The organism is Kitasatospora sp. NPDC048286, from assembly GCF_043201735.1.
Lineage (GTDB): Bacteria > Actinomycetota > Actinomycetes > Streptomycetales > Streptomycetaceae > Kitasatospora.
Genome location: NZ_JBICZE010000001.1, coordinates 135,085 through 148,731, shown reverse-complemented (window position 1 = coordinate 148,731; position 13,647 = coordinate 135,085). Strand labels below are relative to the sequence as shown.

The window sequence follows — 13,647 nt, the reverse complement described above, 5'->3', positions numbered from 1 at the left end:
ACCCTGCGCCCGATGCGCTGGTGGGACATCGCGCCGGTGCTGGAGCTGGAGCTGCGGCTCTTCCCCGAGGACGCCTGGTCCGCCGGGATGTTCTGGTCCGAGCTGGCCGAGTCCCACCCCGGCGGCACCCGCCACTACACCGTCGCGACCGCCCCGGACGGCCGGATCGTCGGCTACGCCGGGCTGATGGCGATCGCCGGCGAGGGCGACGTCCAGACCATCGCCGTCGACGAGCGCCACCAGGGCGCCGGCCTCGGCGCGGCGCTGCTCACCGACCTGATCCGGGAGGCCGCCCGGCGCGAGTGCGCCGAGCTGCTGCTGGAGGTGCGGGTGGACAACCCGCGCGCCCAGCGGCTGTACGAGCGCCACGGCTTCGAACCGGTGGGCATCCGGCGCGGCTACTACCAGCCCGCCAACGTCGACGCGCTGGTGATGCGCCTCGACCACCCGAGCACTGACAGCACTGACCCGAAGGACATTGAGGACACCCGCCATGGCTGACGAACCGCTCGTCCTCGGCATCGAGACCTCCTGCGACGAGACCGGCGTCGGCATCGTGCGCGGCACCACGCTGCTGGCCGACGCGGTCGCCTCCAGCGTCAACGACCACGCCCGCTTCGGCGGCGTCGTCCCGGAGATCGCCAGCCGGGCGCACCTGGAGGCGATGATCCCGACCATCCAGCGCGCGCTGGACACCGCCGGGATCAAGGCGACCGACCTGGACGGCATCGCCGTCACCGCCGGCCCCGGCCTGGCCGGCGCGCTGCTGGTCGGCGTCAGCGCCGCGAAGGCGTACGCCTGGGCGCTGGACAAGCCGCTGTACGGGGTCAACCACCTCGCCTCGCACATCTGCGTCGACCAGCTGGAGCACGGCCGGCTGCCCTCGCCGACGATGGCCCTGCTGGTCTCCGGCGGGCACTCCTCGCTGCTGCTCAGCGAGGACATCACCAGCGACGTCCGCCCGCTCGGCGCGACCATCGACGACGCGGCCGGCGAGGCCTTCGACAAGGTCGCCCGGGTGCTCGGCCTGGGCTTCCCCGGCGGCCCGATCGTCGACCGCACGGCCCGCGAGGGCGACCCGAAGGCGATCGCCTTCCCGCGCGGCCTGAGCGGCAGGAACGACCCGGAGTACGACTTCTCCTTCTCCGGTCTGAAGACCGCCGTCGCCCGCTGGGTCGAGGCCAAGCGCCGGGCCGGCGAGGAGGTGCCGATCGCCGACGTGGCGGCGTCCTTCCAGGAGGCGGTCACCGACGTGCTCACCCGCAAGGCCGTCAAGGCGTGCAAGGACAACGGCGTCGACCACCTGATGATCGGTGGCGGCGTGGCGGCCAACTCGCGGCTGCGCGAGATGGCCCAGCAGCGCTGCGACCGGGCCGGCATCCGGCTGCGGGTGCCCCGGCCGGGCCTGTGCACCGACAACGGCGCGATGGTCGCGGCGCTGGGCTCCGAGATGGTGTGGCGCGACCGCACGCCGTCCGCCTTCGACCTGTCGGCGGACTCCTCGCTGCCCGTCACCGAGGTCCACGTGCCGCACACGGACTTCCACGGCCAGGCCTACGAGGCCCTCGGCGGTGGCGCGGCATGACCGTCGCCGCGATGTGGGAGGCCCGGGCGGCCGCCGGCCGGGCGGCCGAACTCGCCGCCTGGGTACGGGAGTCGGCGCTGCCCGGACTCCGTGGCGCGGCCGGGCTGGAGCGCCTCGAACTGCTCTCCGCCCCGGGGGAGCGGGTGCTGCTGATCGCCTGGTGGAACGGTGAGCCGGTGCCCGTCGCCGACCCGCCGGCCGAACTGCTCGGCCGCCCGGTGCACCGCTGGGCCTTCACCAGCGAGCACGTCGAGCAGCCCGTCGGGCAGCCCTCCGAGTAGTCCGTCGAGTAGCCCCCGGTCGGGAACCGCGGGCCCGGTCATTACCGTGCTTAGCTGATAGAAGGCTGAACGGGAACCGGGAGCGGCTGCGGTGATCAGGGACGGGCGGAGCAGGACCAGGACGTACGCGGTGGGGGCGCTGGCGGTGCTGGCCCTCGCCACCGCGTGCGGCAGTAACGGGAGCGGCGGCAGCGCCGCCCCGGCCGCCACGAGCGCGCCGACCGCACCCCAGAGCGCCGCGCCGGCGCCGATCGGCGCGGCCGCGACCCCCTCGGCCGGCGCCTCCACGGGAGCGGCCGCGGCGGCTTGGGCCAAGTGGAACCTCACCCCGCTCGCCCCCGCCCCGGCGCCGCCCGCCGACAAGCCGATCAAGCTCGAACGGACCGGCCCCGTACCGGTGTTCAGCGAGGTGAAGACGAGCGACAAGGTCGTCTTCATCACCATCGACGACGGAGCCGAGAAGGACCCGAAGTTCGTCGAGATGCTCACCGACCTCAAGGTGCCGATATCGATGTTCCTGACCCGGGACATCGTCAAGAACGACTACGGCTACTTCAAGCCGCTCCAGGCACTCGGCAACCACGTCCAGAACCACACCGTCGACCACCCGGTGATGAGCAAGATCCCGGCGGAGAAGCAGAAGTCCGAGATCTGCGACGCGCAGTCCGCGCTCACCCAGCAGTACGGCACCGCCCCACTGCTGTTCCGCCCGCCGTTCGGCGACGGCGCCAACACCCCGACGCTCAACACCTCCGTCCAGCAGTGCGGCCCGCGGGCGATCGTGCTGTGGCGCGAGTCGATGCAGATCCACGACATGCAGTACCAGTCGGGGGACAAGAAGCTGAAGCCCGGCGACATCATCCTGGCGCACTTCCGCGGCCCCAAGGAGCTCAAGGGCGCCACGATGACCCAGATGTTCGGCGACCTGCTGGCCCGGATCCAGGAGCAGGGCTTCTCGGTGGCCCGGCTGGAGGACTACGTCCAGGCGCCCGCGTCCTGAGGAGCCCGTACGGGCTGCCCCAGCATCATCAGCGGTCCGTGGTCGGTGCGGCTGAGGATCACCGTGACGGTGTTCGGCCCGGAGGGCTTGAGCTGGCGGCGCAGTTCCTCCGGGGTGATCGCCATCCCGCGCTTCTTGATCACCACCGTGCCGACCGCGCGCTCGCGCAGCAGCGCCTTCAGCTTCTTGATGTTGAACGGCAGCACGTCGGTGAGCTCGAAGGCGTGCGCGTACGGGGTGGCGACCAGCTCGTCCGAGGTCAGGTAGGCGATCTTCGGGTCGATCAGCCGGCCGCCCACCTGCCCGGCCACCTCGGCCACCAGGTGGGCCCGGATCACCGCGCCGTCCGGCTCGTACAGGTAGCGCCCGACCGGGCCGGCCGGCGGGTCGGGCAGGTCGCCGCCGGTCAGGCTGGCGCCCTGCGGCAGCAGGGTGGCGCGGTGCGGGCTCGCGGCCCGGGTGCCGAACCAGAGCACCGCCTCCTTGACGTCGCCGTGGTCGGAGACCCACTCGGCCTCGGCGTCCTCGGGCACGGCCTCGTGCGGGATGCCAGGGGCCACCTTCAGGGCGCCGATCGGGGTCCGCCGGCCCGCCTCGATCGCCCAGGAGAGCGGCGGGGCGTACGCCTCCGGGTCGAACACCCGGCCGCGCGAGGTGCGCCGGGCCGGGTCGGTGAACACCGCGTCGTAGCCGGTGACGTCCACCTCGGCGACGTCCGCGCAGCGCACCTCGACCAGCTCGGCCAGGCCCAGCGCGGCGGCGTTGGCCGCGGTGGCGGCGCAGGCCGCCGGGTCCTTGTCGACGGCCAGCACCTCGATGCCCGCCCGGGCCAGCGCCAGCACGTCGCCGCCGATGCCACAGCACAGGTCCGCCAGCCGCCGTACGCCGAGGTCGGCGAACCGCCGCGCCCGCCACTCGGCGACGCTGCGCCGGGTGGACTGCTCGACTCCGTTGGGCGTGAAGTACATCAGGTCGGCGTCCGCCCCGAACTTCGCCCGCGCCCGCTGCCGCAGCCGCGCCTGCCCGAACGCCGCCGACACCAGCTCCGCCGGGTGCTCCCGCCGCAGGCGCGTCGCCAGCGCCAGCTCCTCCTCGGGGGTGAACTCGCGCAGCTCGGCGAGCAGGGCCTGGCCCTCGGGGGTCAGCAGCGGCTGGAGGTTCTCGGTGTCCACGGGGCCATTCTCGCCGGTCGGCCGGGGAGGAACGCGATCACGATCGCGCCGGGCGTCGTCACCGCCACAGGACGCCCGAGGAGAAGACCGCCGGCAGCATGAGCGGGGAGAGCGCTGCGGTGGCGGGGAGGAGGCGGTAGCCGGACCGCCGGGTGCGGAAGGCGACCGCGAGGCCCACGGCCAGGGTGACGACCGGGGCGGCCAGCATCCCGATGCCGAGGAAGGCCCAGATGAGCCCGTCCCCGTCGTCCCCGTGGCCGGGGCCGCTGCCGAGGCAGACGACGAAGGAGAAGACGACGAACGGCAGCGCGGCTCCCAGCAGCGGCAGTGCCAGCAGGGAGAGCGCCGCGTCCTTGAGCCTGGACGGGTCGATGCGGGCCGGGATCGGAGTCATGGCAGGGAGTCTGTCGGGGCGGGCGGCGTCGCACATGAGTACGGCTACTCATCCGCGGAACCGGGGGCCCCAGGGCGCGCCGTTGGCACTCTGGTTGACTGAGTGCTAACACGGCCCTATGGTCGTCCTTGGCACTCCCCACCAGGAGAGTGCTAACGCGACGACGCGTGTCTGACCCCCGCGACGGCAGGCCCGCAGGATCGCCCCTACCCGTTAGAAAACCCCGTAATCTCCGAAGGGGAGCTCGGACGTGACCACCAGCAGCAAGGTTGCCATCAAGCCGCTCGAGGACCGCATCGTGGTCCAGCCGCTCGACGCCGAGACCACCACGGCCTCCGGCCTGGTTATCCCGGACACCGCCAAGGAGAAGCCCCAGGAGGGCGTCGTCCTGGCCGTCGGCCCGGGCCGCTTCGAGGACGGCCAGCGTCTGCCGCTCGACGTCGCCGTGGGTGACATCGTCCTGTACTCGAAGTACGGCGGCACCGAGGTGAAGTACCAGGGCGAGGAGTACCTGGTGCTCTCCGCCCGCGACGTTCTCGCGATCATCGAGAAGTAAAGACGTCCCGACCCGCCCCGGATCCGTGTCCTCCGTGACAGTGGCCCGGGGCGTGGTTGTTGGTTCACGTAGTTCGGCGGCCGGTGGGCCGGCCGCAGCCCCGAGGGAATAGGGAACATGGCGAAGATCCTGCAGTTCGACGAGGACGCCCGCCGCTCGCTGGAGCGCGGTGTCAACAAGCTGGCCGACACCGTCAAGGTGACCATCGGCCCCAAGGGCCGCAACGTCGTCATCGACAAGAAGTTCGGCGCCCCGACCATCACCAACGACGGTGTCACCATCGCCCGTGAGGTCGAGCTGGACGACCCGTACGAGAACCTTGGCGCGCAGCTCGTCAAGGAGGTCGCCACCAAGACCAACGACGTCGCGGGTGACGGCACCACCACCGCCACCGTGCTGGCCCAGGCCCTGGTCAACGAGGGTCTGCGCAACGTCGCCGCCGGCGCCGGCCCGGCCGCCCTGAAGAAGGGCATCGACAAGGCCGTCGCCGCCGTCTCCGAGCACCTGCTGTCCATCGCCCGCGAGATCGAGGGCAAGGACGACGTCGCCGCCGTCGCGTCCCTCTCCGCGCAGGACACCCAGGTCGGCGAGCTGATCGCCGAGGCGATCGACAAGGTCGGCAAGGACGGTGTCATCACCGTCGAGGAGTCGAACACCTTCGGCGTGGAGCTGGACTTCACCGAGGGCATGCAGTTCGACAAGGGCTACCTGTCGCCGTACTTCGTCACCGACGCGGAGCGGCAGGAGGCGGTCCTGGAGGACCCGTACATCCTGATCAACCAGGGCAAGATCTCCTCCATCCAGGAGCTGCTGCCGCTGCTGGAGAAGATCCTCCAGGGCGGTGCCTCCAAGCCGCTGCTGATCATCGCCGAGGACGTCGACGGCGAGGCGCTGTCGACCCTGGTCGTGAACAAGATCCGTGGCACCTTCAACGCCGTCGCCGTCAAGGCCCCGGGCTTCGGCGACCGCCGCAAGGCGATCCTCGGCGACCTGGCCGTCCTGACCGGTGGCCAGGTCATCTCCGAGGAGGTCGGCCTCAAGCTCGACCAGGTCGGCCTGGACGTGCTGGGCACCGCCCGCCGCGTGACCATCACCAAGGACGAGACCACGGTCGTCGACGGTGCCGGTGACGCCGAGGCCGTGGCCGGCCGCGTCGCCCAGATCAAGGGCGAGATCGCCGCGACCGACTCCGACTGGGACCGCGAGAAGCTGCAGGAGCGCCTGGCCAAGCTGGCCGGCGGCGTCTGCGTCATCAAGGTCGGCGCCGCCACCGAGGTGGAGCTGAAGGAGCGCAAGCACCGCCTGGAGGACGCCATCTCGGCGACCCGCGCCGCGGTCGAGGAGGGCATCGTCGCCGGTGGTGGCGCCTCCCTGGTCCACGCCGCCAAGGTGCTGGAGGACGGCCTGGGCCTGTCGGGCGACGAGGCCACCGGTGTCGCCGTGGTCCGCAAGGCGCTGCACGAGCCGCTGCGCTGGATCGCCCAGAACGCCGGCCTGGAGGGCTACGTCATCACCCACAAGGTCGCCGAGCTGGAGACCGGTCACGGCTACAACGCGGCCACCGGCGAGTACGGCGACCTGCTGAAGGCCGGCGTCATCGACCCGGTCAAGGTCACCCGCTCCGCCCTGGAGAACGCCGCCTCGATCGCCTCCCTGCTCCTCACCACCGAGACCCTCGTGGTGGAGAAGAAGGAGGAGGAGGCCGACAGCGGTCACGGCCACTCGCACGGCCACGGCCACTCGCACTGAGGCTCCGACGCCTGACCGGAGGCCCGGTCCGCGCCCCGCGAGGGGAGGCGGGCCGGGCCTCCGGCGTTCACCTTCACGCTTCAACTATCAGTAGAATTTTGCAGAATGCAAAGTTTGCCTTATAACTAAGGCATGATCGAGGCCCGCCACCTGCGCGTCCTGCGTGCCGTCGCCCGCACCGGCTCCTTCTCCGCCGCCGCCCGCGAGCTGGGGTGTACCCAGCCCGCCATCAGCCAGCAGATGAAGGCCCTGGAGAAGTCGGTGGACACCCCGCTGGTGGTCCGCTCGGGCCGCGGGATGCAGCTCAGCGAGGCCGGGCGGGTCCTGCTCAAGCATGCCACCGGAATCCTGGCCGGGCTCTCCGCGGCCGAGGAGGAGGTGGCCGCGATCGCCGGGCTGCGGGCCGGGCGGGTGCGGCTGGTCTCCTTCCCGACCGCGAGTTCCACCCTGGTGCCGCCCGCGGTCGCCCGCCTGCGGGACAGCCATCCGGGGGTGCGCGTGTCGCTGGTCGAGGCGGAGCCGCCGGAGTCGCTGGCGATGCTGCGCGGGGGCGAGTGCGAGATCGCGCTGGCCTTCCGCTACCCGCAGTCCGACGGCGCCGTCGCGCTCCCGGCGCCCGCCCACGGAACGCCGCGCGAGGCGCGGGCCGAGGCCAACCTGGAGGCGCAGCAGCTGACCGCCGGCACGGACTGGTCCGACCTGGTGGTCACCCCGCTGCTGGACGACCCGCTGGTGGGCCTGCTGCCCGCCGCCCACCCGCTGGCCGGGCAGGGTGTGGGGCTGGCCGAGCTGGCGGGGGAGCAGTGGATCGCCGGCTGTCCGCAGTGCCGGGGGCACCTGGTGGAGCTGTGTGCCGGGGCGGGCTTCGAGCCCCGGATCGACTTCGCGACGGACGACTACCCGGCGGTGGTCGGCCTGGTGGCGGCCGGGCTGGGGGTGGCGGTGCTGCCGCGGCTGGCGCTCCGGTCGGTGCGTCCTGACGGCGTGTCGACGGTGCCGGTGCGGACGGCCTCCGGGGCGCCGGCGGTGCGCCAGGTGGTCGCGCTGACCCTGCCGGACCTGGCCGAGGTGCCGGCCGTCGCGCTGATGCTGGAGCGGCTGGCGGGGGCGGCCGCCGATCGCTGACGGTGGGTGACGAAGCCGCCGTGGCGCCGCACCCAGGGTGAACTGACGGGCGTACGGTGGGCCGACAGGCTGAAGCGCCGCGAAGAAACGTTTCTTCACTGCGCTCGTAGGGGCGGGTCTAGCGCTGGGCGACCACCGGCGGGGTGAGCGGGACCTCGACCAGCCGGTGTCGTGAGCGGCCCAGCATCTCCTCGCGCTCGTCCTCGGTCATCCCGCCCCAGACGCCGTACGGCTCGCGGACCGCCAGCGCGTGCGCCGCGCACTCGGCGATCACCGGGCAGCGCATGCAGACCTCCTTGGCGCTGGCCTCGCGCGAACTGCGCGCGGCCCCGCGCTCGCCCTCGGGGTGGAAGAAGAGCGAGCTGTCCACGCCACGGCAGGCTGCGGAGAGCTGCCAGTCCCAGAGGTCCGCGTTGGGACCGGGGAGGCGGGAGAAATCTGCCATGGCTCATTCCCTTCAGAGGCTGTCGGCCGTGGGCCGGGCGTTCGGCGGGTCTGCTGCCGAGCGGTGCGGCGGGCTTCTGCACTGGTGTGGACACCTGGAAATATGACTTAAGGCAACTCCATGGACAAGTCACCCACACACTGGCACAACAGTCAATGACCATACGAAAGCTATAAAAGCGGGCATAGTGGGCAAGGGCTCCGCCGGGCGCGGGCGTGGCAATCGGGTGGCCGACGGGCGCGCGACGTGCCGAATCGGTGTGCGGGTCGTACGCCGACCGCGCGCGAGCTGCGCAAAAGTGCGGCGTGTGCACCGCGATGCGGCTGATCGGTAATGGATTGGCCACGTACAGTGGTGGAGATGGCCCCGAAGGCCGTAACTCATTCGAGTGACGGTCGTTGGAAGTGCGGAGGCGGTTAGCGGGCGCCGGACGTCGGGAACGATCGCGGGCAGGTTGGGGCGATCGCACGGAGTCTGTCGCCGATCGGCCGTGTCGGAGAGGTTCGTACCAGCCAGGAGGCTCAACGTGACGCGGATCAGCTGCGGAGGACGACGGTCATGACTTCCGTTCTCGTTTGCGACGATTCCCCGCTCGCCCGCGAGGCGCTTCGCCGCGCGGTCGCGACCGTACCCGGTGTGGACCGGGTCACCACCGCGACGAACGGGGAGGAGGTCCTCCGCCGCTGGGTGGCCGACCGCTCCGATCTCGTTCTGATGGACGTCCGGATGCCCGGCCTCGGCGGGGTCGAGACGGTCCGGCGGCTGCTGTCCGCCGACCCGGGCGCGCGGATCATCATGCTCACCGTCGCCGAGGACCTCGACGGGGTCGCGCTGGCGGTCGCCGCGGGTGCCCGCGGGTACCTGCACAAGGACGCCTCGCGCGCCGAGCTGCGGGCCACCGTCACCCAGGCCCTCGCCGACCCGACCTGGCGGCTCGCCCCGCGCCGGCTGCGCAGCCCCGACATGGGTGCCGCGCCGACGTTGACGGCGCGTGAGATCCAGGTGCTGGAGGGCATGAGCCACGGCCGCAGCAACGCCGAGATCGGCCGCGAGCTGTTCCTCTCCGAGGACACCGTCAAGACCCACGCCCGACGGCTGTTCAAGAAGCTCGGGGCCTCCGACCGGGCGCACGCGGTGGCGCTGGGCTTCCGCTGGGGCCTGGTCCGCTGACCACCGGTGGCGCCGCCGGTTGCGGCGTGCCGCCGGAGGTTCCCGGAGCGGGTCCCGCACGGGCGTGTGACGTTACGGTCCCGAGGTTGCACCATGGAGGAGTGGAGCACCTCGGGGACCAGCGGACAGGCACTGCGGCGAACCACACGGCCGCGGGACACTCGGCGGACGGCACGACGGACGGGACCACCGACGGCGGCGGGGCGGGAGGCGGCACGGTGCAGGAGGGGCCGGTGGTGCGCGGTACGCCGTACGGTGCCGCAGCGCATAACGTTCCGGTGCACAACTCCGGACGCGGTGCCGCGTTTTCCCGCTCGACCAGGCACCATGGACCGATGCGTGACGACGTCGCCGGTGCGACCGGCCAGGCGGACCCGGTGGAGGCCGAGCCCTCCGGTCCGGGCCACGATCCGTCGTACGCCGATCCCGGCGGTCCCGCCGAGGAGACCGGGCCGGGCCGCCCGCCGGTGCTCGGCACGGGCGGCTCGCCGCTGGTGGGCGAGCTGGTCGCGGCCGCGGTGCGCGGCGAGGGCCCGGCGATCGACGCGCTGCTCGCCTACGTCCACCCGCTGGCACTGCGGTACTGCCGCGCCAGGCTGGTCCGGCTGCCCGGCGGGGCCCGGCACCACGTGGACGACGTCGCGCAGGAGGTCTGCGTCGCGGTGCTCTGCGCGCTGCCCCGGTACAAGGACCAGGGGCGCCCGTTCGAGGCCTTCGTGTACGGGATCGCCGCGCACAAGATCGCCGATCTCCAGCGGGCCGCGATGCGCGGGCCCGGTTCGACCGTCGTGCCGCAGGACGACCTGCCCGAGGTGCCGGACGAGGCGCTCGGCCCGGAGGAGCAGGCGCTGCTGAGCAGCGACGCGGCCTGGGCGAAGGAGCTGCTCTCCAACCTGCCGGCCCGTCAGCGCGAGCTGGTGCTGCTGCGGGTGGCCGCCGGGCTCTCGGCGGAGGAGACCGGGGAGGTGCTCGGGATGTCGCCCGGTGCCGTCCGGGTCGCCCAGCACCGGGCGCTCAGCCGGCTGCGGGCGCTCGCGGAGGAGTCCTCCTGACCGGGTGGCCCGGGCCGTCCGGCCGTCCGGGTTCGGGCCGGTTCCTCCGGTTGCGGGGGGAATGAGCCCCAGGGTGGGGATGTTGTCAAGGGCACACGAGGACACATTCGCGGTGCCAGTACCATTGGGTATCGGCGCCTGGGCGGGTTGCCAAAGTTTGACGGGTGCGCGCGGGGTCCCCTTGGAGGATCCTCCCATTGCACCCGGCTTCGGCGGTCTGCGCGAGTGAGCGATGAATGCGCCCCCACCCTCAGGGCGTGAGCGGATAAGGCCGGCCACGGAAGGTACCCCCCAAATGTCTTACAACGCCGCAGGCGTACCCGAGAAGTTCGCCATGCTCGGGCTCACGTACGACGATGTGCTGCTGCTGCCCGGGGCCTCCGAGGTGCTGCCCAACCAGGTGGACACGTCCTCGCGGGTCTCCCGGAACGTGCGCGTCAACATCCCGCTGCTCTCCGCGGCGATGGACAAGGTCACCGAGTCGCGCATGGCCATCGCGATGGCGCGCCAGGGCGGCGTCGGCGTGCTGCACCGCAACCTGTCGGTCGAGGACCAGGCCAACCAGGTCGACCTGGTGAAGCGGTCCGAGTCCGGCATGGTCACCGACCCGATCACGGTCGGCCCCGAGACCACCCTGGCCGAGGCCGACGCGCTGTGCGCCAAGTTCCGCATCTCCGGCGTGCCGATCGCCGACGAGGCGGGCAAGCTGCTCGGCATCGTCACCAACCGTGACATGGCCTTCGAGTCGGACCGCAGCCGCCAGGTCCGCGAGATCATGACCCCGATGCCGCTGATCACCGGCAAGGTCGGCATCTCCGGTGTGGACGCGATGGCCCTGCTGCGCCGCCACAAGATCGAGAAGCTGCCGCTGGTCGACGACGAGGGCCGGATCAAGGGCCTGATCACCGTCAAGGACTTCGTCAAGGCCGAGCAGTACCCGAACGCCGCCAAGGACGCCGAGGGCCGTCTGCTGGTCGGTGCCGCCGTCGGTGCCAGCGCCGAGGCGTTCGACCGGGCCCAGGCCCTGGTCGAGGCCGGTGCGGACTTCCTCGTGGTGGACACCTCGCACGGCCACAGCCACAACGCGCTGGCCTGGATCGAGAAGATCAAGTCGGCTGTCAAGATCGACGTGGTCGGCGGCAACGTCGCCACCCGGGACGGCGCCCAGGCGCTGATCGACGCCGGCGTGGACGGCGTCAAGGTCGGCGTCGGCCCCGGCTCCATCTGCACCACCCGCGTGGTCGCCGGCATCGGCGTCCCGCAGATCACCGCCATCTACGAGGCCGCGGTGGCCTGCCAGGCGGCCGGCGTGCCGGTCATCGGCGACGGCGGCCTGCAGTACTCGGGCGACATCGGCAAGGCGCTGGCCGCCGGTGCCGACACCGTGATGCTCGGCTCGCTGCTGGCCGGCTGCGAGGAGTCCCCGGGCGAGCTGCTGTTCATCAACGGCAAGCAGTTCAAGTCCTACCGCGGCATGGGCTCGCTGGGCGCCATGCAGTCCCGCGGCCAGGGCCGCTCCTACTCCAAGGACCGCTACTTCCAGGCCGAGGTGGCCTCGGACGACAAGCTCGTCCCCGAGGGCATCGAGGGCCAGGTGCCCTACCGCGGCCCGCTGTCGGCCGTGCTGCACCAGCTGGTCGGCGGCCTGCGCCAGACCATGGGCTACGTCGGCGCCGCCACCGTCGCCGAGATGGAGAGCAAGGGCCGGTTCGTCCGGATCACCTCGGCGGGCCTCAAGGAGAGCCACCCGCACGACATCCAGATGACCGTCGAGGCGCCGAACTACTCGACCCGCTGAACGGTGTGAACGACCGAGGGGCCCGCTGCCGCACTGCGGTGGCGGGCCCCTCGCGCTGTCGCGGCCGCCGGGCGTGGGGGCGTCCGGCCGTGGGGCGTCGGGGCGGGACCAGCGGTAGTACGGGATACTGGGGTGCGGCCGGGGTGACCCGGTGGGCATGAGCAACAAAGCAGAAGGGCTCGAAGTGACTGAGATCGAGATCGGGCGAGGCAAGCGCGGCCGACGGGCGTACGCCTTCGACGACATCGCCGTCGTCCCCAGCCGGCGTACGCGTGACCCGAAGGAGGTCTCGATCGCCTGGCAGATCGACGCCTACCGCTTCGAGCTGCCGTTCCTGGCCGCCCCGATGGACAGCGTGGTCTCGCCGCAGCAGGCCATCCGGATCGGCCGCCTCGGCGGTCTGGGCGTGCTGAACCTCGAGGGCCTGTGGACCCGCTACGAGGACCCGCAGCCGCTGCTGGACGAGATCGCCGCGATCACCGACGAGTCCACCGCGACCCGCCGGCTCCAGGAGATCTACGCCGCGCCGATCCGCGCCGAGCTGATCAAGCAGCGGATCCAGGAGGTCCGCGACTCCGGCGTCGTCACCGCCGCCGCGCTGTCGCCGCAGCGCACCGCCGAGTTCTCCAAGGCCGTGGTGGACGCCGGCGTCGACGTCTTCGTCATCCGCGGCACCACCGTCTCGGCCGAGCACGTCTCCAGCGCCGCCGAGCCGCTCAACCTCAAGCAGTTCATCTACGAGCTGGACGTGCCGGTGATCGTCGGCGGGTGCGCCACGTACACCGCGGCGCTGCACCTGATGCGGACCGGCGCCGCCGGTGTGCTGGTCGGGTTCGGTGGGGGCGCGGCCCACACCACCCGGAACGTGCTGGGCATCCAGGTGCCGATGGCCACCGCCGTGGCCGACGTGGCGGCGGCCCGTCGTGACTACATGGACGAGTCCGGTGGGCGCTACGTGCACGTGATCGCCGACGGTGGGGTCGGGTACAGCGGGGACATCCCGAAGGCCGTCGCCTGCGGGGCGGACGCGGTGATGATCGGTGCGGCGCTGGCGCGGGCCACGGACGCTCCGGGCAAGGGCTTCCACTGGGGGATGGAGGCCGTCCACGAGGAGCTGCCGCGGGGCAAGCGGGTGGACCTCGGGACGGTCGGCAGTACCGAGGAGATCCTGACCGGGCCCTCGCACACTCCGGACGGGACCATGAACCTGTTCGGCGCGCTGCGGCGGGCGATGGCCACGACGGGGTACACGGAGCTCAAGGAGTTCCAGCGGGTCGAGGTGACGGTGAACCCGGCGCTGGACCACCGCTGACGTCGAGG

General features: G+C 72.1%; 14 protein-coding genes. 11 read left to right on the top strand and 3 right to left on the bottom strand.

What is annotated here, in order from left to right; all coding sequences use genetic code 11:
• Positions 1–12 precede the first annotated feature (12 nt).
• The 4 genes from rimI (at position 13) to ACGF13_RS00625 (ending at position 2,866) form a co-directional block, all read left to right on the top strand.
• Complete coding sequence (gene rimI, locus ACGF13_RS00640) at positions 13–501, top strand: ribosomal protein S18-alanine N-acetyltransferase (protein ID WP_392868748.1); 489 nt, start codon at positions 13–15, stop codon at positions 499–501.
• Positions 494–1,585, top strand: coding sequence for a tRNA (adenosine(37)-N6)-threonylcarbamoyltransferase complex transferase subunit TsaD (gene tsaD / locus ACGF13_RS00635; protein WP_392867283.1), 1,092 nt, complete (start codon positions 494–496; stop codon positions 1,583–1,585). Before rimI ends, tsaD begins: the two co-directional genes overlap by 8 nt.
• A complete protein-coding gene (locus tag ACGF13_RS00630; RefSeq protein ID WP_392867280.1) occupies positions 1,582–1,866 on the top strand; it encodes a hypothetical protein in 285 nt (94 codons plus the stop codon). The genes tsaD and ACGF13_RS00630 overlap by 4 nt, the downstream gene beginning before the upstream one ends.
• A gap of 91 nt (positions 1,867–1,957) precedes the next feature.
• Positions 1,958–2,866, top strand: a complete 909-nt coding sequence (locus ACGF13_RS00625; protein ID WP_392867277.1) for a polysaccharide deacetylase family protein — start codon at positions 1,958–1,960, stop codon at positions 2,864–2,866.
• Here ACGF13_RS00625 and ACGF13_RS00620 read toward each other — a convergent pair.
• Together ACGF13_RS00620 and ACGF13_RS00615 are read right to left on the bottom strand one after the other, a co-directional pair.
• On the bottom strand, positions 2,842–4,038 hold the full coding sequence (locus ACGF13_RS00620; protein WP_392867274.1) for an SAM-dependent methyltransferase: 1,197 nt from the start codon (positions 4,036–4,038) through the stop codon (positions 2,842–2,844). The genes ACGF13_RS00625 and ACGF13_RS00620 overlap by 25 nt on opposite strands.
• A 58-nt stretch (positions 4,039–4,096) precedes the next feature.
• Entirely contained in the window at positions 4,097–4,432 is a 336-nt protein-coding gene (locus tag ACGF13_RS00615; RefSeq protein WP_392867271.1) for a hypothetical protein, read from the bottom strand.
• A gap of 250 nt (positions 4,433–4,682) precedes the next feature.
• On the opposite strand from ACGF13_RS00615, the gene groES reads away from it, so the two are divergent.
• From groES to ACGF13_RS00600, 3 genes are all read left to right on the top strand, one after another.
• Positions 4,683–4,988, top strand: coding sequence for a co-chaperone GroES (groES, locus tag ACGF13_RS00610; RefSeq protein ID WP_014136232.1), 306 nt, complete (start codon positions 4,683–4,685; stop codon positions 4,986–4,988).
• 117 nt (positions 4,989–5,105) lie between these two features.
• A complete protein-coding gene (groL, locus tag ACGF13_RS00605) occupies positions 5,106–6,737 on the top strand; it encodes a chaperonin GroEL (RefSeq protein WP_392867268.1) in 1,632 nt (543 codons plus the stop codon).
• Positions 6,738–6,869: 132 nt separating this feature from the next.
• Positions 6,870–7,862 carry a LysR family transcriptional regulator gene (locus ACGF13_RS00600; RefSeq protein WP_392867266.1) on the top strand — a complete coding sequence of 331 codons (993 nt, stop codon included), beginning with the start codon at positions 6,870–6,872 and terminating at the stop codon, positions 7,860–7,862.
• A 118-nt stretch (positions 7,863–7,980) separates the two neighbouring features.
• Here ACGF13_RS00600 and ACGF13_RS00595 read toward each other — a convergent pair whose 3' ends face one another.
• A complete protein-coding gene (locus ACGF13_RS00595; RefSeq protein WP_392867264.1) occupies positions 7,981–8,307 on the bottom strand; it encodes a WhiB family transcriptional regulator in 327 nt (108 codons plus the stop codon).
• A 558-nt stretch (positions 8,308–8,865) separates the two neighbouring features.
• On the opposite strand from ACGF13_RS00595, the gene ACGF13_RS00590 reads away from it, so the two are divergent.
• The 4 genes from ACGF13_RS00590 (at position 8,866) to ACGF13_RS00575 (ending at position 13,639) form a co-directional block, all read left to right on the top strand.
• The gene (locus ACGF13_RS00590; RefSeq protein WP_014136228.1) at positions 8,866–9,477 is read left to right on the top strand and encodes a response regulator transcription factor; all 612 of its coding nucleotides are present in this window, start codon (positions 8,866–8,868) and stop codon (positions 9,475–9,477) included.
• A 335-nt stretch (positions 9,478–9,812) separates the two neighbouring features.
• Positions 9,813–10,529 (top strand): sigma-70 family RNA polymerase sigma factor, encoded by a 717-nt coding sequence (locus tag ACGF13_RS00585; RefSeq protein ID WP_392867262.1) that lies wholly within the window; start codon positions 9,813–9,815, stop codon positions 10,527–10,529.
• A 295-nt stretch (positions 10,530–10,824) separates the two neighbouring features.
• Complete coding sequence (gene guaB, locus ACGF13_RS00580; RefSeq protein ID WP_392867260.1) at positions 10,825–12,327, top strand: IMP dehydrogenase; 1,503 nt, start codon at positions 10,825–10,827, stop codon at positions 12,325–12,327.
• 184 nt (positions 12,328–12,511) lie between these two features.
• Positions 12,512–13,639 (top strand): GuaB3 family IMP dehydrogenase-related protein, encoded by a 1,128-nt coding sequence (locus ACGF13_RS00575; RefSeq protein ID WP_392867258.1) that lies wholly within the window; start codon positions 12,512–12,514, stop codon positions 13,637–13,639.
• The last annotated feature ends 8 nt before the right edge of the window (positions 13,640–13,647 follow it).

Excerpts from the sequence above, each read along its gene's own strand:
- rimI (WP_392868748.1), top strand. The coding sequence starts at position 13 with ATGCGCTGGTGGGACATCGCGCCGGTGCTGGAGCTGGAGCTGCGGCTC.
- tsaD (WP_392867283.1), top strand. The coding sequence starts at position 494 with ATGGCTGACGAACCGCTCGTCCTCGGCATCGAGACCTCCTGCGACGAG.
- ACGF13_RS00630 (WP_392867280.1), top strand. The coding sequence starts at position 1,582 with ATGACCGTCGCCGCGATGTGGGAGGCCCGGGCGGCCGCCGGCCGGGCG.
- ACGF13_RS00615 (WP_392867271.1), bottom strand. The coding sequence starts at position 4,432 with ATGACTCCGATCCCGGCCCGCATCGACCCGTCCAGGCTCAAGGACGCG.
- groL (WP_392867268.1), top strand. The coding sequence starts at position 5,106 with ATGGCGAAGATCCTGCAGTTCGACGAGGACGCCCGCCGCTCGCTGGAG.
- ACGF13_RS00600 (WP_392867266.1), top strand. The coding sequence starts at position 6,870 with ATGATCGAGGCCCGCCACCTGCGCGTCCTGCGTGCCGTCGCCCGCACC.
- ACGF13_RS00595 (WP_392867264.1), bottom strand. The coding sequence starts at position 8,307 with ATGGCAGATTTCTCCCGCCTCCCCGGTCCCAACGCGGACCTCTGGGAC.
- ACGF13_RS00590 (WP_014136228.1), top strand. The coding sequence starts at position 8,866 with ATGACTTCCGTTCTCGTTTGCGACGATTCCCCGCTCGCCCGCGAGGCG.
- ACGF13_RS00585 (WP_392867262.1), top strand. The coding sequence starts at position 9,813 with ATGCGTGACGACGTCGCCGGTGCGACCGGCCAGGCGGACCCGGTGGAG.
- guaB (WP_392867260.1), top strand. The coding sequence starts at position 10,825 with ATGTCTTACAACGCCGCAGGCGTACCCGAGAAGTTCGCCATGCTCGGG.